Genomic DNA, 22608 nt, shown 5'->3' on the forward strand with positions numbered 1-22608 from the left:
GTGGGGCGCCTGCTCCCGCCGCTGTCGATGCCTGCTGCGTCAGGGATGCGGACGCCAAGGCAACCGGCGCATCGGGTTGCGGCTGCGCAACCGATGCCGAGCCGAGAAGAGCCGTATCGGCCGGCATCGATGCCTGACCGGTCCGTCCTGCGCAAGGCGATCTGGGCGCTTGGGCTGACCCAGATCATCGGCTACGGCACGCTCTATTACAGCTTCTCGATGCTGGCGCCGGCAATGGCACGCGAGTTCGGGCTCACGGAAGGCTGGGTATTCGCAGCCCTGTCGGCCTCGCTGTTTGCCGGCAGCCTGTTCGCGCCGACTGCCGGGCGGTGGGCCGACCGCTTCGGCGCCGGCCGCCTCATGACCGTCGGCTCGGTCGCGGCGGCTGTGGCGCTGGCGCTGTGCGCCGTCGCACCCGGCCGCGTGAGCTTCGTTCTGGGATTGCTGGCGATGGAACTGGCCTCCAGCTTCGTCCTCTACAGCGCTGCCTTCGTGTTGATCGTGCAGGTCGGGGTTCCCCGGCCGCAACGCAGCATCACCCATCTGACGCTGATCGCCGGGTTTGCCTCTACCCTGTTCTGGCCGCTGACCTCGGCGCTGCATGCGCATCTCACATGGCGCGAGGTCTACCTTTTGTTCGCCGCTCTCAATCTCGGCCTATGCCTGCCGATCCACGCCTGGCTGATGCGCCTGTCGCGTCGCCACGCAACGGTCACGCCGCATGAGCGCGGCTCCGCCCCCGATGAAGCGGGAATGCCGCTCGATGCGCGGCGCGGCCGGGCCGCATTCCTGCTGATGCTGGCGGGGTTCGCCACCGAAGGCTTCGTGCTGTCGGCGATCCTCATCCACATGGTGCCGCTGACGGCGGCCCTTGGGCTCGGCACCGCAGGCCTCTTCGTCTCGACCCTGTTCGGGCCGGCGCAGGTCGCCAGCCGGTTGATCAACATGCTGTTTGGCGGGCGGCTGCAGCAGACGCACCTTGCCGTCATTGCCGCGTCACTGCTCACGGCCGGGCTGTGTGCGCTGTTGCTGACCACGCCATGGCTGCCCGGCGCCTTCGTGTTCGTGTTCCTGTTCGGCCTCGGCTCCGGCCTCACCAGCATCGTCGGCGGCACCTTGCCGCTCGAACTCTTCGGCCGCGAAGGCTATGGCGCGCGGCTGGGATGGGCGAGCGCTGCCCGTCAGTTCACCTCGGCCTTTGCGCCGTTCGCGCTCGCCTTCATGATGGCGCGGACATCGGTCGCCAATTCCCTGTGGGTGCTGGTGGTCGTCGCCGCGAGCGGCGTCATCGCCTTCCTCGCCATCGCGCTGCTCAGGCGGCGCGGCGGCCCGGCAGCGTTTGCGATTGGCGGCAGCGCGGAAGAGGCGACCTGACCGCCCGCCTTTAGTGCCGCAGAATCTTGCTCAGGAAAGCGCGGCTGCGGTCGGTCTTGGGGTGTGAGAAGAACTCGTCGGGCGTGCCGCTTTCGACGATGGCGCCAGCGTCCATGAACACCACGCGCTGGGCGACCTTGCGGGCAAAGCCCATCTCGTGCGTCACCACCATCATGGTCATGCCTTCCTCGGCGACCGCGACCATGACGTCGAGCACTTCGGAAATCATCTCGGGATCGAGCGCCGAGGTCGGCTCGTCGAACAGCATGATTTTGGGCCGCATGCCGAGGCAACGCGCGATCGCCACGCGCTGCTGCTGGCCGCCGGAGAGCTGTGCTGGATAGGCATTGACCTTGTCGGCGAGGCCTACCTTGGCCAGCAATTCGCGGCCGGCCTTTTCGGCTTCGGCACGCGGGATCTTGCGGACATGGATGGGGGCGAGCGTGACGTTTTCGAGTGCCGTCTTATGCGGGTAGAGGTTGAACGACTGGAAGACGAAGCCGATCTCGGTGCGCAGCTGGGTCATGTTGGTGGCGGGGTCGCCCAGGCGCTGGCCGTCGACGACGAGATCGCCGTCCTTGATCGCCTCCAGGCCGTTGACGCAGCGGATCAGAGTGCTTTTGCCCGAGCCGCTCGGGCCGCAGACGACGACCACTTCGCGCGGTTCGACGCTGAGCGTGATGTCCTTGAGCACGTTGAGCGAGCCGAACCATTTGTTGACGCCGCGAAAGTCGATCATGCCGGTTTTGGCAAGGCCCGTTTTGGTCATGTTTTCTGGACCTTTGGGGTTGGAAGTCACAACTGCACCTCGGCATGCGCCGCGCCCATGCGCTGCTCCAGCCGGCGGGCCAGCATGATCAGCGGATAGCAGACGATGAAATAGCCGACGCCGACGAGGAAGAACACCAGCAGGCCGTTGGGCACACGCTGCACCACCAGCCAGCCGACGCGGGTGAGGTCGGTCAATCCGATGGCCGAGACGACAGAAGAATCCTTGATCAGCAGCACATACTGCCCGACCAATGGCGGCAGCACGATGCGCATCGCCTGCGGCAGCACCACCTGGCGCATGCGCTGCCAGCGCGACAGGCCGGACGCCAGTGCCGCCTCGACCTGGCCTGTCGGCACCGAGCGGATGCCGGCGACGACGATCTCGCAGATGAAGCAGGCAGCCAGATTGGTCAGCGCGATGATGCCGGCGGTGAAGGCATCGAGTTCGATGCCGAACTCAGGCAGGATGAAGAAGATCAGGAAGATCTGCACCAGGAACGGCGTGCCGCGGATCAGGTCGACCCAGGCCCCGATCAAACCCGAGATCAGACGGTTGCCGCCGGTCCGCAGGATGCCGAGGGCGAAGCCGAGCAGCGTGCCGAGCACCAGGCTGATCAGCGACAGCAACACGGTCATGCCGAGGCCGCGCAGGGCCAGTGGATAGGAGCCGGCGAGGCTTTGCAGTTGTTGCCAGATCATGTCCGCGCCCCCGCTGTGCCGAGCCAGCGGCTGGAGAGCCCAGCCAGTCCTTTCAGGCCGTAATAGAGCAGCAGATAGAAGGCGGCGATGGTGAGGAAGCCTTCCGCCGGCATGAAGCGGTCGGAGGCGAGCAATTGACCGGCGCGTGTCAGTTCCGAAACCGAGATCAGCGACAAAAGGGCGGAATCCTTGACCAGCACGATCGCCTGGCCGAGCAGCGGCGGGATCGTCACCTTGAAGGCTTGCGGCAGGACGACAAGGCGCATGCGCTGGACATAGGTCATGCCCGAAGCGACGCTGGCCTCGACCTGGCCGCGCGGGATCGACAGGATGCCGGCGCGAATGATTTCAGCGATATAGGCGCCGCTGTTCAGCGACAACGCGAGGATGCCGACGACGAGTTCCGGCAGAACGAAGCCGAGCCGGGGCAGGCCGAAATAAAGAAAATAGAGCTGCGCCAGCAAGGGCGTGGCACGCACCGCATCGATATAGGCCTTGGCCGGGGCGCGAAACAGCCAGCCGCGCTGCAGATTCATGGCGCACAGCACGATGCCGACGATGAGCGCGCCGACAAAGGACAGCGCCGACAGCCAAACGGTCGTGACCAGGCCCTGTCCGAACAACGGCAGGTATTCGACGATGGTGCGGAAACTGAAATTTTCGAGCATCGTTGGGTGAAATCCCCAGAGCGCAGGAAACGACAGATGAAACGAAATTCCGGGCGGCTTCGCGGCGTTTAAGATGCGCGCGAAACCGCCTGGATTTATCGCTGCTTAGTGATCCTTCTTCCAGGCGTCGGAATTGACCCAGTAGTCGAGGTTCTTCTGCAGGCGGCCGTCGATAGTGACCTGGTTGAGGAACAGGTTCATCCAGATCAACAGGTCCGGCTCATCATAGCGGGTGGCGAAGGCAAGCGGCTCCTTCGACAGAAGGTCCGGCATGATGGTGAAGGTGCCGGCCGGATAGGCGGTCGACTGGCCTTTGACCGCCGAGACGTCGTTGACGCCGCAGTCGGCCTGGCCGTTGTTGACGGCGTCAAGCAGCAGCGGACCGCCACCCTTGTAGCTCTTGATGTCGGCATCGGGGAAGGCTTTCTTGGCTTCCTTCTCGCCGGTGGCGCCGAGCAGCACGGCGATCTTGGTGCCCTTGGCTTTGCAGTCCTCGGTGGTCTTGAACTTGCTGTCGGCCTTGGTGAAGACGGTGCTGCCCGTGTACATGTAAGGCGTGGTGAAGGCGACCTTCATGCCGCGCGCCAGCGTCGGTGTCATGTCGGCAACCAGCAGGTCGGCCTTGCCCGACAGCAGCGCCGGGATCAAACCATCCCAGTCGAAGTCGAGGAAGGTGATTTTCACACCCATTTCCTTGGCCATCAGTTCGGCCAGTTCGACCGAACTGCCGGTGCGTTCGCCATTGGCGCCGACCAGCGAGAAGGGCGGTCCCTGGGTCTGCACGGCGACGCGCAATTCGCCGCGCTTGGTGATGTCGTCGAGCGTACCCGCACTGGCCGCAGCGGTGAGCCCGGCGAGCGCAAGCCCGGCGATGAAAAGTCTTCCGGCGATGAAAAGTCTGGCAATCTTCATTTCGGTATTCCTCCCTGTTGTCGTTAATGTGTGCCCGCGGTTCTCCTTGGGCCCCTTTTTGAGCGGCAGCGCCGTTGCCGGCGGCAGCCACCGTTCGAAAATCTTTCGCCTCAGTCCCGTGCCACCGTCTCGGAAACCGTGATGCCACGCCTGGCCAATTCATCGAAGAACCTGATGTCGGGCACATCCAGCAGCGGGTTCAAAAAGCCGGGTCTGGTGATCTCGCCCCTCGCCAGCATCTGCGCCACGATGCTGGCGGGATAGCCGACGCCGAGGCTCATGCCGAACAGGCCGGAAACGAGATCGCGTTCGATGATCAGGTCCGACGTCACCGTCTTGGCGCGGCCGCCTTCGAGGCCGGAAAAGACATTGCGCATCACGCAAAGATCCTTTTCGCCGGGGCCGTATTGCAATTGCGGGCCGAGCAGCCGGCCAAGGAATTCGCGCGGGCTGTTGGAGGTGCCGGGCACCTTGTCCTCAGAGAGGAAACCGAGTTCCTTCAACGGCGCCCAGAAGGCCGACCATCCCGGCCAGCGCAGTGTGTAGCGGCCGGAGCGGCGCAGCCCTTTTGCGGCGTCCAGCATCTCGACATAGTGCAGCGCGTCGCCATTGGGGAAGGCTTCGAGCCTGCCGAGGCCGGCAACCTCGATTTCATGGATGAACGGATTGTCGTGCTGCTGGCCGGCAGGCACTGCGACACGGTTCCCGTCCTCGATCATCACGCTGTCGCGGTTCTGGCTGACCAGGACCATGTCGAAATTCCAGCTCACCTTGTAGCACAGCGGCTTGGCCATCGCCTTCGGCTCGGGGATGCCGCCGCAATAGGAATCGATCGAAGAAATCGAGTCGAACTGCCTGGCGGCGCGCGCGTAGAGCACGAGGTCGATGCCGGGGTCGAGCCCGCATTCGGTCATGATCGAGACACCGGCCTGTTCGGCGGCCGGCGCCAGGTCGGCGATCGACTTGGCGTAGTTGGTGGTGACCAGCGGCGTGCGCGTGGCAATCGCGGCCTTTACCGCCTCGCGCATCAGCGGCTGCGGCAACAGGTCGATGACGGCGTCGACATCATCAAGCACAGTGGCCAGGGCCTGGCCGATCGCGCCCTCAGGCACCACGAAGCGCACGCGGGCAAGATCGGTCAGGCCGGCAAGCCGGGCCGGGCCGTCCGGCGCGGTGTCGACGCAGACAATTTCCTCGACGCCGTCGCTGGCGACGAGGTCGGCGATTGCCGCCCGGCCTTGCAGGCCGAGGCCGCCGAGTACCGCGATCTTCATGCCGGCTCCTTACGATCGTCCGACCAGCAGCCTTCCGGCAGGCTGACCCATTTGTTGCAGGACGCCATGACGACGAATGTCTCGCTGCGCACGACTTCGCCCGGCTCGCCGGCGCCGGGGATCAGCTCGCTGGTGACGCGGTAGAGATCGGCGACGTCACCGGCCACCGTCACGTCGACGATGATGTCGAAGCGTCCGGTGACCACCGAGGCCGAATTGACGAAAGGCAGTTCCGAAATGCGCTGCGCCAGTTCGCGGGCCCGGCCGCGCCCTTGGGCATTGATGCCGACAATGGCGGAGATCAGCTCGGGGCGCTCGGTCAGGTTCAGCAGCCCGACGATCTTGAGCAGGTTGCGGTCGAGCAGATTGCGCAGCCGCGAGCGCACCGTCGGCACCGAAATCGCCAATATCTCGGCGATCCGGTTGATGCCCGGCTGGGCGTCCTGCGACAGCTGTTTGACCAGCCGCCGATCGGTCAGATCGAGATGTTCCCGCAAAGTCCCCGTCTTTCACAAAAGGAAAAAAGTTTGGCGATTTTTTTGCCAATGTGCAAACAAGCTACGTCACGAATATTTGAAAAGCAAGGCAATGATTCAGCGCTGATGGGGATAGGTGCTCGCTGTCCGGCTCACGCCAGCGCTGTCGCGAGCAATTTTGCCTGCGGTGTCAACTCGTCGAAGCGGCGGGCGCAGAGGTTGAGCTGGCGCGTTGCCCAGTCATCGGTCAGCCGCAGTGTGCGCAGCGTCCGCGCCGAGCGGCGGGCGGCACTTTCCGGCACGATGGCGATGCCGGCACCTTGCGCGACCAGCCGGCAGACATTGTCGAGGCCGGGAACGCGGATGCGGACATGCAGATGGCCGCCAAGGCGGGCCGCCTGGCGGGCGATGTGCTCCTGCAGCGCATGGCCGGTGCTGAGGCCGACGAAAGATTCGCCGAGAAGCTCAGTGAGGTTGACGGTGCGGCCTTCAAGGCCGGGCCGGTTTCGCGCGGCGATCACCACCAGCCGGTCTATGAAGAACGGTTTTTGCTCGAGGTGCGCAAGGCCGGCCCAGGTGGCGGCGATGCCGAGATCGGCCGCACCACTGGCCACGGCTTGCGCGATCTCATGGCTGGGGCGCTCGTCGAGCTCGATGTCGATGCCGGGGTGCGCGACAAGGAAGGCGGGCAGGATCTCGCGCAGCAACTCGGCTGTGGCGGCGGTGTTGGCCATCAGCCGGACGCGGGCGCGCAGGCCGGTGGCATAGGCGGCGAGGTCGCCGGCCATCGCCTCGATCTGGTTCTGCACCGCGCGCGCATGATGCAGCAGCGCCTGTCCCGCCGCCGTCGGCACCACGCCACGGCGGCGGCGCTCTAAAAGCGGCGCGCCGAGGCTTTCCTCCATGCCCTTGATGCGGGCGCTGGCGGAAGCGAGCGCCAGCCCCGCAAGTTCGGCACCATGGGTGATGCTGCCGCGTTCGGCCACCAGCAGGATCAGGCGAAGATCGACCAGATCGAAGCGCATTCTCTTGCTCCTGCGAATATTCAGCGCCGGGAAGTCGGTCGGCTCTCCAGCCTTCGCCCTGGCCGAAGGCTGGCAGCGCAACTTCCACATTGTGATCGGCCAGGATTTTCGTCAAACAGTTTCGAAGGAGAATTGCGATGAACGAACGAATATCAGGCCGGCTAGGCATTCTTGAAAGCACGGCGATCGTGCTGGCCATTGCCGTGGCCGGCCTTGCCATGGCGCGAGCGGGATCAGGCCTGCGGGGATGCGCGGCGACGGTCGTATCCACCAGCCGCGATGCGGCGCCGGCAAAGGCCGCCAGCCCGGATGCCGACGCAACCGATATGCTGCTGCATGACTGATCCGGCCCTGAAGATACGATCATGCTGAGCGCCGGCATCCTCGCCTGGATCGGCGCCGTGTTCCTCGCCGCCGGCTTCGTCAAGGGTGTCGTCGGCATGGGGCTGCCGACCGTGGCGATGGGCCTGCTGGCGGTAACGATGCCGCCAGCACAGGCCGCGGCACTGCTGCTGATCCCGTCGCTGGTTACCAACCTCTGGCAATTGCTGACCGGCCCGTCCTTCGGCCGGCTGTGCAAGCGGCTGTGGACGATGATGGCCGGCGTGATGCTTGGCACCGTTGCCGGCGCCGGCCTGCTCACCGGCACACACTCTGGCGTTGCCTCGGCCGGGCTCGGTGCGGCGCTGGTGCTTTATGCGCTCCTCGGCCTCGCCAAAGCCGGCTTCACCACGCCGGCGCGCCGCGAAGCCTTGATGTCACCGCTGGTCGGGGTGGCGACCGGGCTGGTCACCGGCGCCACCGGCGTCTTCGTCATCCCGGCGGTGCCCTATCTGCAGTCGCTGCGGCTGGAGAAAGAAGACCTGATCCAGGCGCTCGGCCTGTCGTTCACCGTGTCGACGGCGGCGCTCGCCATCGGGTTGTTCAAGGCAGGCGCCCTGGCGTCGCCGAGTGCGCAACTGGTGGGGTCGGTCGCAGCCCTTGTGCCGGCGCTGGCCGGCATGTTCGCCGGCCAGGCGCTGCGCCAGAAGATGAGCGTCGAGACCTTCCGCAAAGTGTTCTTCGCGGGGTTGCTGGCGCTTGGGGTCTATCTCGTGGGGGAGTTGGTGTTCTAGGCGCCGGACTTCCCCAGAGCACTGGCAGGAAGTCGTCAGCCAATGCTTTCGCTGAGATCAGCGAGCGTGACCATGAGTGTCAACGGCTCGACCGGCGAGGGCTCGAACCCGATGGTGATGTAGAAAGCTCGGGCATCGTCGGAAATCGCATGCACCACTATGCCTTTGATGCCCAGTATTTCAGCAGCCTGGAGAATTCGTAGACCGGCATCCCTTACCAGCGCCCGACCGATGCCCCGAGCGTGATAGGCTTGGTCTACGGCCAACCTGCCTAGCACTGCGACGGGGATCGGATCGGGCATGTTGCGCCGGAAACGGCTGGAAGCTTCGACCATTTTCACGGCGCCGCTGGCAACGGCATAGTAGCCAATCACACGGTTGCCTTTGCAAGTCACATAGGTCCGGGATGCACCGCCCGCTTGATTGGTGCGAGCACGTTTTTTCAACCAATCGTCGAGCGCTGTAATGCCCGACGAAAATTCCCCGAGTTCGTGATGATCCGCGAGTGGAACCGGGACCGACAGCGTCACGCAGCTTCCCACGGAGCCTTTGTCGTCATCGTGCGGCGCAATCGGTCGTTGGGCTGCGGCGGCGCGTCGAGGCGTGCCAGAAACGCAGCGTAGACATCCGGTTCGACGGTAAACACGAGACGGTTGAGCAACGCTTCCTCAGCGGCGCGTTGCGAGGCTTCAAGCATGAAGTCGGTGCGATTCTTACCGAGCAATTCGGCTGCGCGGTCGATCAGATTGCGAACTTCCGGCTTGACGCGGATGTTGAGCGGAACACTCTTCGGCACCGGATGATGTGACGTTGGCATGGACGGCTCCTTCGTCGCGCATATCTAGCACAGCGTAACGACATTGTCATTACCCGGTTCGATGGAGCATGCGATCCGTAGTAGCCCTACCGCACGACCAGCACCGGGATCTCCGTGTAGGACAGCACTTCCGCCGTCTGGCTGCCGAGGAGCAGCTTGCCTAGTCCGCGGCGGCCGTGCGAAGCCATGACGATCAGGTCGCAGCCCAGGGCCTGCGACAGTTCCAGAATGGCTTCGGCGGGCCGCTTGTCCTCGACATGCACGACCTCCGCCGAGACGCCGGCGGCGTCGGCCGATGCCTTGCACCTGTCGAGAACTTCCTTGGCGTATTTGCGCGCCTCTTCCTGATAGGCGGCCAGTTCATCGCCGGCGGCGTAGCCGGCCATGGCGCCGCCCCAGGCGAAGATCGGGAATTGTTCGGAGACGGTGATGAAAGTAACAGAGGCGCCGAGGCCCTTGGCCAATGTCAGGCCGTGGGTAACGCCCTTGTCGGCCAGTTCCGATCCGTCCGTGGCGATGAGCAAATGTTTGTACATGATGACATGACCTGTTGCGCAAGGGCCGATGCCCTTGAGGTGGCGGGAGCCTTGTGGAGGGCTGGCCTTGATATAGTTGCGGCCTCGGGCCGATCACAGGGCCGGCCCCGCCGCGGATCAAGGCCAGGCGACCACGCAGTCTTGTACCAAGCGGATTCCCCTTTGCCGCATCGTCGCCTAAGGTGCCGGTGACATTGAAAGGCAGTCCATGAGCAACCCGTATCCGCAAATCCATCTGGTCCGGCATGGTGAAACGGCATGGAGCCTTTCGGGGCAGCATACCGGCCGCACCGACATGCCGTTGACCCCGGTTGGCGAGGCCGCCGCGCGGGGTGTCGCGGACAGGCTCGAGGGCCTGTCTTTTTCGGCCGTATGGTCGAGCCCGTCGCAGCGCGCCTACAACACCAGCGTACTGGCCGGCTTCGGCGCGCAGAGCGTCAAGAAGGACGATCTGCAGGAGTGGGACTATGGTGCCTATGAGGGGCTGACGACAAAACAGATCCTGGCCGAGCGCCGCGGCTGGAATGTGTTTCGCGATGGGTGTCCAAAGGGCGAGATGGCGGCCGATGTCGGCGCGCGGGCCGACAGGATTATCGCTGGGCTGCGCGAGGCCAATGCCAGCATATTGGTGTTTTCCAGCGCGCATTTTCTGCGCGTGCTGGCGGCGCGCTGGATCGGGCTGCCGCCGGAGGGCGGCGCGCTGCTGGTGCTCGATACGGCCAGCATCAGCGTGCTCGGCTACGAGCATGATTTGAGCGAGCCGGTCATCCGGAAATGGAACCAGAAATAGAGCAGCTTCGGCAGCGGCGCCGCTTACGCCTATCTGTCGAATTTCCTGATCGCCTCAGCGGTTACCGGCGTGAAGAAATTCACCAGATTGCCGTCAGGGTCGCGAAACAGCAGCGAGCGGTTGCCCCAGGGCATGGTGGTCGGCTTCTGCACAGTGATATTCCTGAGGAGGTCCGAGAGCCTGGCGAATTCAGCATCGACGTCGCCGACGCGGAACTCGATGATGGCGGTGTGGTTGTCGGCGGGGCGGGCGATGTCGCCGCCGAACAGCATCAAGGTGCGTGTGCTGCCGATCGCCAGCGTGCAGGTCGGCGTCGCCAGTTCGGCGAAGTCTTCCATGTACACCGTCACGGGCATGCCGGTGATCTCACCGTAGAAGTGAACGAGACGCTGGACGTCCGACGTGATGATGCGGACGGAGACGAAATTCATTGCATTGGCTCCCTGATCGTTGAAGCCGTGGCCGGCTCCCATCCGACCTATAGGCCAGGCCTGCTGACAGCTTTCCGTCAGGAAGAATCGCCGTGCGCCTGCACCAGTGGCACGCCCTGCTTACCCCCTCAGCAGCGCCAACTCTTCTGCTGTCAAATGCCGTGCCGTACCCTTGGCGAGGTCGCCGAGCGGCAGGCGGCCGATAGCGATGCGGATGAGGCGCAGGACCTCGACGCCGTGCGCGGCGAGCAGGCGACGGATGTGGCGGTTACGGCCTTCGTCGAGCACGATCTCCAGCCAGGCGGTGCGGCCGCCACTGCGCAAAAGTTCGATCGCGTTCGCGGTGAGCACCTCGCCGTCGACGATCACGCCGGCGCGCAACGTCTCCAGCATCGGAGCATCCGGTACCGTGCCGATCTGCACGTGATAGGTTTTCGGCAAATGCGAAGCCGGGTCCATCAGCCGGTTGGCAAACCGGGTGTCGTTGGTCATCAGCAGCAGGCCTTCGCTCGCCTTGTCGAGGCGGCCGACCGGGGAGACGAAGGGCAAGTCGAGCCCTTCGAGGCAAGCATAGACGGTGTCGCGCTGCTGCGGGTCGTCGCGGGTGGTGACCAGCCCGCGCGGCTTGTTGAGCATGAGGTAGACCTTGCGCTCGGCAACCACCGGCCTGTCGTCGACGACGATGCGGTCGCGGTCGAGGTCGACGCGCAGCGCCGCATCGCGCACCACCTTGCCGCCGACACGCACGCGGCCTTCGGCGATCAGCACCTCGGCCTGCGTGCGCGAGCACAGGCCGAGCTTCGACAGCGCCCGGTTGAGACTGACGCCGGGCGCCGCCTGCCTGCCGCTCTGCCGTGTCTGCCGTGGTGTCATGGTGCCGTCTGCGCTGGTGGAGCCGACAGATGCCACGGGCTGCAATGGCTTCGCAAGCGTGGTGCTGTCTTCCTATACAGGGCAAGGGGCAATGGCGGCATCCGTACCGCCTGGAACAGCGATATTGTCGCCGCCGCATCCGCTATAATCTGCACCCCATGAGTGAGTCCGCTGCGCCGATAACCAAGACCGTCGTCATCGGTGCCGAGCCGGCCAAGGTCTGGCGGATACTAACGACGCCAGAAATGATCCCGCAATGGATGTCCGACGAGGAGTTGACCGTCAGCCTGCAAGGGCAGGCCGGCGGCGCGATCGTCATGCGCGGACTGCTGCACGGAATGCCGTTCGAAAACCACGGCACCATCCGCACTTTTGAGCCGGGAATGAGCTTCGCCTACAGCTATTGGAGCACACTGTCGGCCTCGCGTCTGGCGGACGTGCCCGAAAATCACACCGTGGTCAGCTTCGACCTGGCGCCGGCGGATGGGGGAACACTGTTGACACTGACGCTCAGCGACTTCGCCGAACCGGCGATCCGGCCGCATGCCGATCTCTACTGGGGGCCGACCTTGCAGATCCTGAAGGCGGTCTGCGAGCGCGCTTGAGGGCGGGCGGGAGTCATCGCAGCGGATAGGTCGTCCCGCCCTTACTCTTTGGGGTATCGGGCGAGAGCCAGCGCGCGGATGCGGTCGGCGACGGCGCTGTCGACCGGGTTGTAGACGGTCAGGCTCAAATCCGGCCGGCCGTCGACCGCGAAGCCCGAATATTCCAGTTCGATATCGCCAAGTTCCGGGTGCTTCAGGCGCTTTGTCCCGTCGCCATGGCTGAGCACGCCGTTTTCCCGCCACAGGGCGGCAAACTCGGGGCTGGCGCTGCAGAGTTCGTCGACGAGTTCACGCACCTGGGAGACAGCGCCGGCGCGTGCCGCATCGGCCCGGAACGCGCCCACCACGAAACGGGCGAGGTTTTGCCAGTCGTGCTGCCTGGCGCGGATATGGGGACTGAGGAACATGAAGCGCAGAATGTTGCGCTCGCCCTCGGGCAGGGTGCTGTAGTCGGTCAGCACGACCCTCGCCGCGCGGTTCCAGGCAACGACGTCCCAGGTGGCGGTCCTGACTATGGCGGGGCTGGCATCGAGCGTGTCGATGAGGCGCTGCAGCCGGGGGCTGACGCCTTCGACGCCCCTGTAGCGGACCTCGGGCGGGCGCCCCAGCCCGAGCATGAAAAGATGTTCGCGCTCCGCCTCGGTCAGCAGCAGCCCCTTGGCGATGCGGTTGAGGACATCGGCCGAGGGTGCGCCGCCGCGGCCCTGTTCCAGCCATGTGTACCAGGTCGGGCTGATGTTGGCGCGCTGCGCGACCTCTTCGCGGCGCAGCCCCGGCGTGCGTCTGCGTCCGGAAAACCCGAATGATGCGGGATCAAGCCGGGTGCGCCGGTCTTTGAGGAACGCTGCTAGTGAGCCGGAATTGGAGGGCATCCTGTTAGCCATTATACCACGATAAGATCACTACTTTAATAGAATAATAGACCAGCAATATTACGCAGGCAACTGTACAGGAGATTTTGCATGCGTATCTTTCTCACCGGCGCGACCGGTTTCATCGGTTCGGCGATCGTTCCCGAACTCATCAAGGCAGGCCACCAGGTGGTCGGCGTGACCCGCTCCGACGCCGGCGCCGAGGCGCTGGCCGCCGCCGGTGCTGAAGTGCATCGCGGAACGCTCGAGGAGCCCGAAGGGCTGTGCGATGGCGCGGCCAAGGCGGACGGCGTGATCCACACGGCATTCGACCACGACTTTTCGCGGTTTGCCGAGAATTGCGAAAAGGACAAACGCGTCATCGCCGCACTGGGCGCCGCGCTCGCCGGCTCCGACCGGCCGCTGGTGATCACTTCCGGCGTCGGCATGGGCAGCCCCGGGCATGGCCAGTTGGCGATCGAGGACGTCTTCAACGCCAGCCATCCCAATCCGCGCATCGCCTCGGAGCTGGCCGGCAATGCCTTGCTGGACGCCGGCATCAATGTGTCGGTGGTGCGGCTGCCGCAGGTCCACAATCCGGTCAAGCAGGGCCTTATCACGCCGCTCATCGAGATCGCGCGTGAAAGGGGCGTCTCGGCCTATGTCGGCGAAGGCCGCAATCGCTACTCCGCGGGCCACCTCCTCGATGCGGCGCGGCTTTACCGGCTCGCCGTGGAAAAGCGGCAGCCGGGCGCGCGCTATCACGCGGTCGGCGAGGAAGGTGTCGAAGTGCGCGCTATCGCCGAGGCGCTCGGCCGGGGTTTGAAATTGCCGGTGGTTTCCATTGCGCCGGAAAAGGCGGCGGAGCATTTCGGCTGGATGGCGATGTTCGCGCCGATGGATCTGCCGGCCTCCAGCGCTCTGACCCAGGCACGGCTCGGCTGGCACCCCACCGGCCCGACGCTGATCGCCGATCTCGACGCCATGCGGTATTGATGCGCTTAGCAACGCTCGAGGTGAGCCGAAGTCTCTGACTTCGTCATCCCTGGACGAAGCAGGAGCGCAGCTCCGTCGCGGAGACCCTGGGCCACGCCGCGATCTTTCGGGATTATGCTCCAGGGCTGACCGCGTAGCGCAGATGGACGAGCCCATGCGCCAGCGCCTCGCAGCTCTTCAGGGACAGCTGCGTCTTGCCCGCCAGGCCGCTCTCGCCGAACTCGACGAAACCCTGATTGGCGGCCCGCCCGTCGATCGCGGGTGCAACGAGAAGGCTCAATTCATCGACGAGCCCGGCGGCGAGGAAGGAGCCGTTGATGCTGGCGCCGCCCTCGAGCAGCAGCCGGCTTATGCCGAGTTCGCGTCCGAGGACCTCAAGCATCGCGGCGAGATCGACATCGGCGGTTTCCGCGACGATATAGGACACGCCGTCGGCGGCAAGCTCTGCCAAATGGCTGTCGGCAACGTCGCGCCCAAGCAGCACCACGACATGGTCGCCACCGATGTCGGGTTTGGAAAAGTGAAGCTTGCCCGAGGCATCGAGCGCCACGGCATAACTGCCCGCACCTATTTGCGCGAAATGATAGGGCCGGTCGACCTTGCCGGCATTGGCCGGCGGATGCGCGCCGGCCTTGCTCATCTCGGCCATGGTGACGCGCCCGACGATCCAGGCATCAGCCGCGAGATCATTATGGATATGCTCGTAGAGGCTCGACCACTCGGCCCGGGTGCCATCGGGGCTCGAGGTATAGCGGCTGGGGTGGAGGCTGCCGTCAAGGGATGCCAGCATATGGCAGATGATTTGCGGCTTCATGTTGTTCTCCAGTCGAGTGCTTTGGGTTCAGTCCAAAGTAGTGCCACGCCGGGAGAATGGAAGCCGCACGCCTCATGACGTACCCAGCCGTTGAGACGGCATGTGCCGGCAGGTATCATGACCGGATGTCCGCGAACATAATCCTGTTTCATTCGGTTCTGGGGCTGCGCGAGCACGAGCGGCATCTCGCTGGAAAGCTGGGCGCCGCCGGTCACGCCGTTTCGCTGCCGGACCTCTATGCGGGCGTGGCGACGGACGATCTCGAGCAAGGCTTCGCGATCAAGGCGCGGATCGGCTGGGAGGTCATTTGCCAAAGGGCGCGCGATGCCCTGGCCTCGACGCCCGGCGATACGGTGCTGGCGGGGATTTCGATGGGTGCAGGCGTGGTCGCGTCAGTCTGGGCCTTGCGGCCGCTGACGGCCAAGGTGCTGCTGTTGCATGGGCTGGCAACCGTGCCTGCGAACATCCGGCCCGGCCTGCCGGTTCAATTGCATGTCGCCGACACCGATCCGTTCTTCCCCGAGCCGGATGTCCGCGCCTGGCAGCACGCCGCCGAGGCCGCGCAAACCGATGTGCGGATCTTCCGTTATCCAAACTCGGGACATTATTTCTCGGATCCAGCTCTGCCCGACTACAACGACACAGCCGCGGCGCTGCTTTGGGACCGTATCCTGGCGTTCCTGGATTGAGAAGCAGAAGGGCGGCCTTGCATTGGAGGTCTTCCGACAAAGCGGCCCCCACGCCGGAAATCCAAAATCCGACAATTCCGATAATTTGCCTGGCACCGCTGTTATATCGATGTTGCACAAATGGTTGGCCCTGGGTTAGCATCCCTGCGCAGGCGTCGGTGGGAGGCTCTTTTTACAGCGGCGGCCAGCTGGAGCGGCATGCGTTTTCGGGCGCAGGGAGGATGCTCCACACTTTGAACCGACGCATGATCCTTCCTGAAACCGATCCCGGTTTTCGGGTCGTGCGTTCTTGTGGAGGAGGATCCCATGAACAGACGTGAATTCCTGCTGTCGTCCGCGGCTTTCGGCGCCATGATGGTTGCCGCGCCTTCTGTGTTTGCGCAGGACAAGCTCACTATCCTTGGCTCGGTGCCCAGTCTCGGTTTTCCGTTCTTCGTGCACATGCTGAACGAGATCAAGGCGGAAGCCGCCACGCAAGGCGTCAATCTGACCGAAAGCGACGGCCAGAACTCGGCCACCAAGCAGACCGCCGACATCGAGGCCGCCCTGGTGCAGAAGGTCAACGCCATCGTCATCTCGCCGCTCGACGTCAACGCCCTGGCGCCGGCCATCGAAGAAGCGGTCAAGGCCGGCGTTCCCGTGGTGACGATCGACCGCCGCGTAGACGGCGTCGAGGGCATCCTCGCCCATGTTGGCGCCGACAATGTGAAGGGCGGCGAGGCGGAAGCCAACGCCGTGGTGGCGGCGTTTCCCAACGGTGCCAAGCTGTTCCATCTGCAGGGCCAGCCCGGCGCCGGCCCGGCGATCGACCGCAACAAGGGCGTGCACAATGTGCTCGATCCTCTGAAGGACAAGTATCAGATCGTCTTCGAGCAGACCGCCAACTTCGCCCGCGCCGAGGCGCTGTCGGTGACCGAGGCTGGCCTTGCCGCGAACGGCAAACCCGACGCCATCGTCTGCGCCAATGACGACATGGCGCTGGGCGCCATGGAGGCTTGTGCCGCGCGCAACTTCACCGACGTCAAGATCTACGGCTTCGATGCACTGCCCGAAGCGCTGGTCGCCGTACGCGACGGCAAGCTTGCGGGCACGGTCGAGCAATTCCCCGGCGAGCAGTCGCGCACTGCGGTGCGCATCGCGGTGGCCTTTGCCAAGGACAAGACCGAGCCGAAGGAGAAGCTGGTGCTGCTGACGCCAATCGTCATCGGCAAGGACAATCTCGACAAGGCGGAGCGGATTGGCGAGACGAAGTAGGGTTTGGCGGGGATCGGCCGATTGGCAAAGCCGGCAGGACAGAGGGGGGCGTTCAAGCGCTGACAGGCGACATCAACTGCATGGAAGGAGCCACCCTTGCCGCTAGCCGCTGAAGCCGCCTCGCCCGAACCCATCCTGCTTGCCGTCGAAGGCATCACCAAGCATTTCGCCGGCGTCACCGCGCTCAGCGATGTCTCGCTCGATATCCGCCCCGGCGAGATCCTCGGCCTGCTGGGCGAAAACGGCGCCGGCAAATCGACGCTCTTGAAAATCCTGTCGGGTGTGATGCCGCCATCGGGCGGCCGCATCACTTTCGACGGTGCCGATTATCATCCCTCCAGCCCGCAGGATGCCAAGCGGCTTGGCATCGTCACCATCTATCAGGAACTGAGCCTGATCCCGACGCTGACCGTGGCGGAGAACATTTTCATCGGCCGCGCGCCGATCGGCCCGCTCGGGCTGGTGAGTTGGCGCAAGATGGAGGAAGATTCCCGCACGATCATCGCCCGCGTCGGTCTCTCCATAGACCCGATGACGCCGGTCTCGGCATTGTCGGTGGCCGAGCAGCAACTGGTCGAGATTGCTCGGGCGCTGTCGCTGGAAAGCCGGCTGATCATCATGGACGAGCCGACTTCGGCGCTGACCGAGACCGAGGTGCAGCGGCTGCTGTCGATCATGGACCGGCTGCGCAAGGACAGGGTCGCCATTATGTTCGTCACCCACCGGCTGGAGGAAGCGTCCGCCATATGCGATCGCATGACGGTGCTGCGCGACGGCAGGCTTGCCGGCCACCTTAACCGTGAAGGCGGGCCGATCGCGCTGCCCAAAATCATCGAGAAGATGGTCGGCCGCGCGGCGTCCGAGCTCTACGCCCGGCCGGCGCAACGCGCGGTGGCCGGCGATGTCGTGCTGTCGGTGCGCGGCCTGCGCACCGTGCGCGACCCCGAGGCGCCGCACGCCATCGTGCTCGACGGCGTCGACATAGACCTCAAGGCCGGTGAAATCCTCGGCGTTGCCGGGCTTGTCGGCTCAGGCCGCACCGAATTGGCGCGCGCCATCTTCGGCGCCGACCGCATCGCGGCCGGCACCATCACGCTCGACGGCGAGCCGATCGCCCCGGCGTCGCCCGCGGACGCCATTGCGCTCGGCATCGGCTTGGTGCCGGAGGACCGCAAGCACCAGGCGATCTTTGCCGCGCTGGGCATCCTGCCGAATTTCTCCATCGCTTCGCTGGGCAGCTTCAGCAACGGTTTCGGCTTCATGGCCGAGCGGCGCGAGCGCGATGCGCTGTCCGGGTTTCGAAAGATGCTGTCGATCCGCATGGCTTCGGCCGAGCAGGCGATCGAGGGCCTGTCGGGCGGCAACCAGCAAAAGGTGATCCTGGCGCGCTGGCTGGCGCGCGATCCGAAAGTGCTGATCGTCGACGAGCCGACGCGCGGCGTCGATGTCGGCGCCAAGACCGAGGTGCACCAGATCCTGGTGCAGCTTGCGGCGCGCGGCATTGCGGTGATGATGATCTCGTCCGAGCTGCCCGAGGTGCTGGCGGTGTCGGACCGCATCGTCACCATGCGCCGCGGACGCATCACCGGCCAGATGCCGGGCGTCGAGGCAAACGAGGAAAGACTGATGGAACTGATGGCACTCGACCGCAAGGAGACACTATGAGCGTGGCGGGGGAGCAGGATCAGCGCGGCGGCATCAACTTCGCGCGGCTTTTGATGAGCTTCGGGCCGCTGCTGTTCCTGGTGGCGCTGATCATCGTCTTCACGGTGCTGAAGCCGAGCTTCATGGACCCGATCAACCTGTTCAACATCACAAGGCAGATCTCGATCACCGGGCTGATCGCGCTCGGCATGACCTTCGTCATCCTTACCGCCGGCATCGACCTGTCGGTCGGCTCGCTGCTCGCCTTCTGCGGCATGGTCGCCGCCGTGGTCGCCAAGGGCGGCACGGCCAACACGCTGTCGCTGTCGACGAGCGGCACGCAAGGGTTCGGCTGGTTCGCCGCGCTGCTGGCCGCCATCATCGTCGGAGCCGCTGCCGGCGGCGTGCAGGGGCTTGTCATCACCCGGCTGAAAGTGCCGCCCTTCGTCGTCACGCTGGGCGGGCTGACGGTGTTTCGCGGGCTGACGCTGACCATCTCCAATGGCGGCCCGATCTCGGGCTTCGACGCCTCGATGCGCTGGTTCGGCACCGGGCTGATCGGCCCGGTGCCGGTGCCGGCGCTGATCTTCGCGGCGGCCGCCATCCTGTGCCACATCGTGCTGCGCTACACGCGCTATGGCCGCGCCGTCTATGCCGTCGGCGGTAATGCGGAAGCAGCGCGGCTGTCGGGCCTGCGCGTCGACCGCATCCTGGTCTCGGTCTACGTCATTGTCGGCTTCTTCGCCGGGCTCGCGGCCTTCGTGCTGTCGGCCAGGCTGAACTCCTCGGAAGCGGTGGCGGGCATCGGCTACGAACTAACCGTCATTTCGGCCGTCGTCATCGGCGGGACCTCGCTGTTCGGCGGCATCGGCTCGGTCGGCGGCACGGTGGTGGGCGCGGCGCTGATCGGCGTGCTGCAGAACGGGCTGCAGTTCAACAATGTCTCGTCCTACACGCAAAGCATCGTCATCGGGCTCATCCTGATCCTGGCGGTGGCGTTTGATCGGTGGCTGAAGTCGAGGGTAAGAAGGTGAGGGGGACGGTTCTCCCTTCTCCCACAGTGGGAGAAGGGAGCCCCATTCCTTGCAAAACAATCATGCTTTGCTAGAAAGGTTTTGGCGGGTGGCATCGTGAGAGAACCTCATGTTTGCCGATATCATCAGACCGATCACCCTAGGTTTTTCGCTGCTGCTGCGGTTCTGGCCGCAGCTCATGGCACTCGTGCTGGCCGGCGTGCTGGTCGGCGATCTCCTCATGCTGCTGGCGGCGAAGGTGGCGCTGGCCAATCACTTCGCCGGGTTGGCGATGCTGACGCTGGTGGCGCTGGCGCAGCTGGTGATGACGGTGGCAATGTTCCACGTGCTGCGCCCCGGCCTGCCGCATGTGGTGGCCGCGCAGCGCGGCGCCGACAAGGCCGCAACCACCGAGACGCAAACGAAGCCGGGTGCCGAGGCTGACCGGCGCGGCTCGCGGCTGGTGCGGATGATCACCATCGCGCTTCTGCCGTTCTTCGCCTATTATGCCGCCTGGGGATTTCTGGGCGACATCGTGCGGCAGTATTCGCGCGAAACACTCGACCAGGCCGATTTCGGCCAGAGCGCTGATGTGCTCGACGTGCTCGACTCGCGCTGGCTGCTGGTCTCCGTGGCGGTGTCCTGGCTGATCCGCCGGCTGGCCAAATTCATGCAGGCTAAGACAGGTGCGGAGTCGTTCTGGCAGATCGTGGTGGTGATCTGCGAGACCAACTGGATCTTCGTCGGTCTCTACGTGATCAGCCGATGGAAGGATTCGGCCCTGCAATGGCTGATGAGCCGCAATTTCTGGTCGGCCCTGCAGGCATCGGTGGACGGGCTGGCAAACCCGGTGCCGATGGCCTCGGCCGCACCCATGGTGCCGGTCGAGATCTCCTCGATCGCGCCGTCGACGGCTGCGATCAACCTGTTCTTCTTCATGCTCCTGCCGCTGATCTGGCTGGTGATGGCGGCGCTGATCTACGGCTATGACGTGCGCGACGATGCTGCCCTGATGCGCGTGCACGGCCGGCTGGAGCGTGCCGGCCAGCGCTATGCCGGCCTGCCGAAATTCCTGCGCGATTTCGTCGAGCATTTCATCGCCGGCTACCGCTCGCGCTATCTGCCGATCGCCAACGGCGTGCGGCTGACGGTCAGCGCCAGCCTGGTGCTGTTGTGCACGCTGGTGGTCGGCTACCGGTTGCTCGACTGGGGCGCGGCCTGGCTGTGGCTCGGCGCGACGCGGCTGATCGGCCCACACGAGCTCGATATCTGGCAGATTTTTTCGCATGCCGTGACGCTGCTCTTCGGCAGCCCGTTCCAGGATTCTTCCACCGGCATCCTGATCGAGCCGCTGCGCATATGCTTTCTCGCCGCCGTGCTGGAGACGGCGTTTTCGATGGCGAAGCGGGCGGGGAAGTGAGCTTTCTTTACGGGGAGAAGGATGCTGTCACTTCGGCGGCCGCTGAAAACGCAGGAACCATGGGCGCTCGCTGCCCAGGCCAATGGCTGGGCGGATGGTCTCGATGGCATCCTCGGGCACGATGAAGGTCTCGCCGACGCTGATGATTTCGCCCTTTTTGGCGCCGGAGAAGATCGCCGAGGTGCAGTTCATCACGCCGTCCGGCAGGCTGACGCCGGGGATGAAGTCGGGCAGCCAGCGGCGGCCGGCGGCGTCGGTCAGCATCACCTTGCAGCCCAGCCACTGCTTTTGCAGATCGGGATCGCCGACCGTGACGGCGAAGGTGGCGATGACGGCCATGGCATGGTCGGGCAAGCGGCCGGCCTTGCCGCCGCGCAAATCGGCCAGCCGCCATTCGCTGCCGCCGAACGGCGCGCCTTGGCCAAACTCGACATCCCTGGCGATGAGGTCCTCGCCATGCAGCCATTCACGGATGCTCTCGTAGCTGGTTTCGGCCAGCGTCAGCGGCAGCAGGATAGCGAGCGCGGCAAGACCGCGCCGTCGCCATTTTTTCTCGCCACCGCCGGCTGGGTCGATGTCGGTTGAAACCGCGCTCATGTCTTGCCCTGCCGTGTCTGGCCCTGCCGTGTCTGGCCCTGCGGCGGTGCAGGAGCGTCGAGATCGTATAGCGGCAAGACATCCGCCGGTTGACCATCGGCACCGGTCGGAACGGCATCGAGGCTGATGCGAGCCTGGGCGTCGAGCGGGCCGAACTGACGTGCGGCGATAAGCAGGCTGGCGCCTTGGATCTGGTCGGCCGGCAACTCGAAGACGAACAGGCCGCTTCTCTCCAGCCCTGGATCGACGGCATGTGGCGGCATATCCTGGCGATAGCTGAGCCGCTCCGTCTGGCGGTAGCGCAGGCCGGTCGGGCCTTGCCAGGTGCCGTCGGCGACCGTGGTGGAGGTGCTGGTGGCGGTGAGATCGGTCGTCGCCACCGCCCACAGGCCGCTGGTGGTCAGCAGCCTTTCCTGGCCGAACTGGTTGGTCTTCAGCGTGCGCGCAAAGACCATTCTGTCGAGGCGGACATCGAAGCTGCGCGCCCGCACCGTGTCGTGCATGGCGCCATCAATGGGGATCGGCGCGGTGAGTTCGGCATAATGCGGCTTCGACACCTGCATGCCGTAGCTGAGCACCACGGTGGCGGCGACGATCAGGAGATTGCCGATGGCGCGGATCCTCATGAGCCGCTCTCGGGCAGGTCGGCGACCGGCATGGTGACGGTGCCGAGCCGATAGGAATTGAACCAGCCCGGCGTGCCGTAAAGATTGTCGCGCGGCTTGAAGATCTCGGCGGTGACGCCGAAGCTGAGATTTGCCGGCACGGCGGCGTTACCGGCAAGCGGCCAGACATAGGCCATGCGTTCGGTCATGCCGGGATGCAGTTCCGGCGTCAGCGTCGAATCGCGGGCCAGCGCGATCATCGGCGTGGAATCGGGCAGGTCGATCCCGTCCGGCTTGAAGACGTTGAAATAAGCCTTGTCGGATTGCGCCGTGCGATTGGTCAGATCGGCCTCCAACAC

The 22608-nt window shown here is 65.0% G+C and carries 27 protein-coding genes and 1 pseudogene; 11 read left to right on the forward strand and 17 right to left on the reverse strand.

Features of this window, described 5'->3' with window-relative positions; genetic code table 11:
• Positions 1–129: 129 nt before the first annotated feature.
• On the forward strand, positions 130–1374 hold the full coding sequence (gene arsK, locus EN949_RS17715) for an arsenite efflux MFS transporter ArsK (protein ID WP_063168656.1): 1245 nt from the start codon (positions 130–132) through the stop codon (positions 1372–1374).
• A gap of 10 nt (positions 1375–1384) precedes the next feature.
• Here the strand turns inward: arsK and EN949_RS17720 are convergent, their stop codons facing one another.
• The 7 genes from EN949_RS17720 to EN949_RS17750 all read right to left on the reverse strand — a co-directional run bounded on the left by EN949_RS17720 (position 1385) and on the right by EN949_RS17750 (position 7199).
• On the reverse strand, positions 1385–2113 hold the full coding sequence (locus EN949_RS17720) for an amino acid ABC transporter ATP-binding protein (protein ID WP_024501778.1): 729 nt from the start codon (positions 2111–2113) through the stop codon (positions 1385–1387).
• A gap of 56 nt (positions 2114–2169) precedes the next feature.
• Complete coding sequence (locus EN949_RS17725; RefSeq protein WP_063168655.1) at positions 2170–2844, reverse strand: amino acid ABC transporter permease; 675 nt, start codon at positions 2842–2844, stop codon at positions 2170–2172.
• Positions 2841–3512: an amino acid ABC transporter permease gene (locus tag EN949_RS17730; protein WP_013530557.1), complete on the reverse strand. Its 672-nt coding sequence runs from the start codon at positions 3510–3512 to the stop codon at positions 2841–2843. The genes EN949_RS17725 and EN949_RS17730 overlap by 4 nt, the downstream gene beginning before the upstream one ends.
• Before the next feature lie 105 nt (positions 3513–3617).
• Positions 3618–4424 carry an ABC transporter substrate-binding protein gene (locus EN949_RS17735; protein ID WP_064994007.1) on the reverse strand — a complete coding sequence of 269 codons (807 nt, stop codon included), beginning with the start codon at positions 4422–4424 and terminating at the stop codon, positions 3618–3620.
• Positions 4425–4534: 110 nt separating this feature from the next.
• On the reverse strand, positions 4535–5698 hold the full coding sequence (locus EN949_RS17740; protein ID WP_064994080.1) for a saccharopine dehydrogenase family protein: 1164 nt from the start codon (positions 5696–5698) through the stop codon (positions 4535–4537).
• Complete coding sequence (locus tag EN949_RS17745) at positions 5695–6195, reverse strand: Lrp/AsnC family transcriptional regulator (RefSeq protein ID WP_013530560.1); 501 nt, start codon at positions 6193–6195, stop codon at positions 5695–5697. The genes EN949_RS17740 and EN949_RS17745 overlap by 4 nt, the downstream gene beginning before the upstream one ends.
• Positions 6196–6326: 131 nt before the next feature.
• Positions 6327–7199 (reverse strand): LysR substrate-binding domain-containing protein, encoded by an 873-nt coding sequence (locus EN949_RS17750; protein WP_127371084.1) that lies wholly within the window; start codon positions 7197–7199, stop codon positions 6327–6329.
• A gap of 137 nt (positions 7200–7336) precedes the next feature.
• Between EN949_RS17750 and EN949_RS17755 the strand changes: the two genes are divergently transcribed.
• A complete protein-coding gene (locus EN949_RS17755; protein ID WP_127367901.1) occupies positions 7337–7543 on the forward strand; it encodes a hypothetical protein in 207 nt (68 codons plus the stop codon).
• Positions 7544–7564: 21 nt separating this feature from the next.
• Positions 7565–8314: a sulfite exporter TauE/SafE family protein gene (locus EN949_RS17760; protein WP_127371083.1), complete on the forward strand. Its 750-nt coding sequence runs from the start codon at positions 7565–7567 to the stop codon at positions 8312–8314.
• 35 nt (positions 8315–8349) lie between these two features.
• Here the strand turns inward: EN949_RS17760 and EN949_RS17765 are convergent, their stop codons facing one another.
• The 3 genes from EN949_RS17765 to EN949_RS17775 form a co-directional block, all read right to left on the reverse strand.
• Positions 8350–8844 (reverse strand): GNAT family N-acetyltransferase, encoded by a 495-nt coding sequence (locus EN949_RS17765; RefSeq protein WP_127366238.1) that lies wholly within the window; start codon positions 8842–8844, stop codon positions 8350–8352.
• The gene (locus EN949_RS17770; protein ID WP_013530564.1) at positions 8841–9131 is read right to left on the reverse strand and encodes a DUF1778 domain-containing protein; all 291 of its coding nucleotides are present in this window, start codon (positions 9129–9131) and stop codon (positions 8841–8843) included. The genes EN949_RS17765 and EN949_RS17770 overlap by 4 nt, the downstream gene beginning before the upstream one ends.
• Positions 9132–9217: 86 nt before the next feature.
• Positions 9218–9667, reverse strand: a complete 450-nt coding sequence (locus EN949_RS17775) for a universal stress protein (RefSeq protein ID WP_127366237.1) — start codon at positions 9665–9667, stop codon at positions 9218–9220.
• Between the two features lie 208 nt (positions 9668–9875).
• Here EN949_RS17775 and EN949_RS17780 point away from each other — a divergent pair, with 208 nt between their 5' ends.
• Entirely contained in the window at positions 9876–10457 is a 582-nt protein-coding gene (locus tag EN949_RS17780; RefSeq protein WP_024501770.1) for a histidine phosphatase family protein, read from the forward strand.
• Positions 10458–10486: 29 nt separating this feature from the next.
• On the opposite strand, the gene EN949_RS17785 is transcribed toward EN949_RS17780, so the two are convergent.
• Together EN949_RS17785 and EN949_RS17790 are read right to left on the reverse strand one after the other, a co-directional pair.
• A complete protein-coding gene (locus EN949_RS17785) occupies positions 10487–10888 on the reverse strand; it encodes a VOC family protein (RefSeq protein WP_127366236.1) in 402 nt (133 codons plus the stop codon).
• Between the two features lie 120 nt (positions 10889–11008).
• Positions 11009–11761 (reverse strand): pseudouridine synthase, encoded by a 753-nt coding sequence (locus tag EN949_RS17790; RefSeq protein ID WP_013530568.1) that lies wholly within the window; start codon positions 11759–11761, stop codon positions 11009–11011.
• Between the two features lie 158 nt (positions 11762–11919).
• Between EN949_RS17790 and EN949_RS17795 the strand changes: the two genes are divergently transcribed.
• Positions 11920–12366, forward strand: a complete 447-nt coding sequence (locus tag EN949_RS17795) for an SRPBCC domain-containing protein (protein WP_013530569.1) — start codon at positions 11920–11922, stop codon at positions 12364–12366.
• A gap of 41 nt (positions 12367–12407) precedes the next feature.
• On the opposite strand, the gene EN949_RS17800 is transcribed toward EN949_RS17795, so the two are convergent.
• Entirely contained in the window at positions 12408–13250 is an 843-nt protein-coding gene (locus tag EN949_RS17800) for a helix-turn-helix transcriptional regulator (protein ID WP_127366235.1), read from the reverse strand.
• 78 nt (positions 13251–13328) lie between these two features.
• On the opposite strand from EN949_RS17800, the gene EN949_RS17805 reads away from it, so the two are divergent.
• Complete coding sequence (locus EN949_RS17805) at positions 13329–14213, forward strand: SDR family oxidoreductase (RefSeq protein ID WP_027160854.1); 885 nt, start codon at positions 13329–13331, stop codon at positions 14211–14213.
• Positions 14214–14325: 112 nt separating this feature from the next.
• Here EN949_RS17805 and EN949_RS17810 read toward each other — a convergent pair whose 3' ends face one another.
• Complete coding sequence (locus EN949_RS17810; RefSeq protein WP_127366234.1) at positions 14326–15027, reverse strand: RibD family protein; 702 nt, start codon at positions 15025–15027, stop codon at positions 14326–14328.
• Between the two features lie 125 nt (positions 15028–15152).
• On the opposite strand from EN949_RS17810, the gene EN949_RS17815 reads away from it, so the two are divergent.
• The 5 genes from EN949_RS17815 (at position 15153) to EN949_RS17835 (ending at position 21047) form a co-directional block, all read left to right on the forward strand.
• Positions 15153–15716 (forward strand): dienelactone hydrolase family protein, encoded by a 564-nt coding sequence (locus EN949_RS17815; protein WP_127366233.1) that lies wholly within the window; start codon positions 15153–15155, stop codon positions 15714–15716.
• A gap of 306 nt (positions 15717–16022) precedes the next feature.
• The gene (locus EN949_RS17820; RefSeq protein WP_013530574.1) at positions 16023–16970 is read left to right on the forward strand and encodes a substrate-binding domain-containing protein; all 948 of its coding nucleotides are present in this window, start codon (positions 16023–16025) and stop codon (positions 16968–16970) included.
• 96 nt (positions 16971–17066) lie between these two features.
• Positions 17067–18635 carry a sugar ABC transporter ATP-binding protein gene (locus tag EN949_RS17825; protein WP_127371336.1) on the forward strand — a complete coding sequence of 523 codons (1569 nt, stop codon included), beginning with the start codon at positions 17067–17069 and terminating at the stop codon, positions 18633–18635.
• Positions 18632–19648, forward strand: coding sequence for an ABC transporter permease (locus tag EN949_RS17830; RefSeq protein ID WP_013530576.1), 1017 nt, complete (start codon positions 18632–18634; stop codon positions 19646–19648). The genes EN949_RS17825 and EN949_RS17830 overlap by 4 nt, the downstream gene beginning before the upstream one ends.
• A 109-nt stretch (positions 19649–19757) precedes the next feature.
• Entirely contained in the window at positions 19758–21047 is a 1290-nt protein-coding gene (locus tag EN949_RS17835; RefSeq protein WP_127367388.1) for a hypothetical protein, read from the forward strand.
• A gap of 27 nt (positions 21048–21074) precedes the next feature.
• Here the strand turns inward: EN949_RS17835 and EN949_RS17840 are convergent, their stop codons facing one another.
• The 3 genes and pseudogenes from EN949_RS17840 to EN949_RS17850 form a co-directional block, all read right to left on the reverse strand.
• Positions 21075–21644: a hypothetical protein gene (locus EN949_RS17840; RefSeq protein ID WP_127369563.1), complete on the reverse strand. Its 570-nt coding sequence runs from the start codon at positions 21642–21644 to the stop codon at positions 21075–21077.
• Positions 21641–22270, reverse strand: a complete 630-nt coding sequence (locus EN949_RS17845) for a hypothetical protein (protein WP_127367820.1) — start codon at positions 22268–22270, stop codon at positions 21641–21643. The genes EN949_RS17840 and EN949_RS17845 overlap by 4 nt, the downstream gene beginning before the upstream one ends.
• Positions 22267–22608 (reverse strand): annotated as a pseudogene (locus EN949_RS17850) (hypothetical protein); the annotation flags it as partial. The pseudogene EN949_RS17850 and the gene EN949_RS17845, both read right to left, overlap by 4 nt.

Source organism: Mesorhizobium sp. M7A.F.Ca.US.007.01.2.1 (assembly GCF_003998165.1).
GTDB classification, from domain to species: domain Bacteria; phylum Pseudomonadota; class Alphaproteobacteria; order Rhizobiales; family Rhizobiaceae; genus Mesorhizobium; species Mesorhizobium ciceri.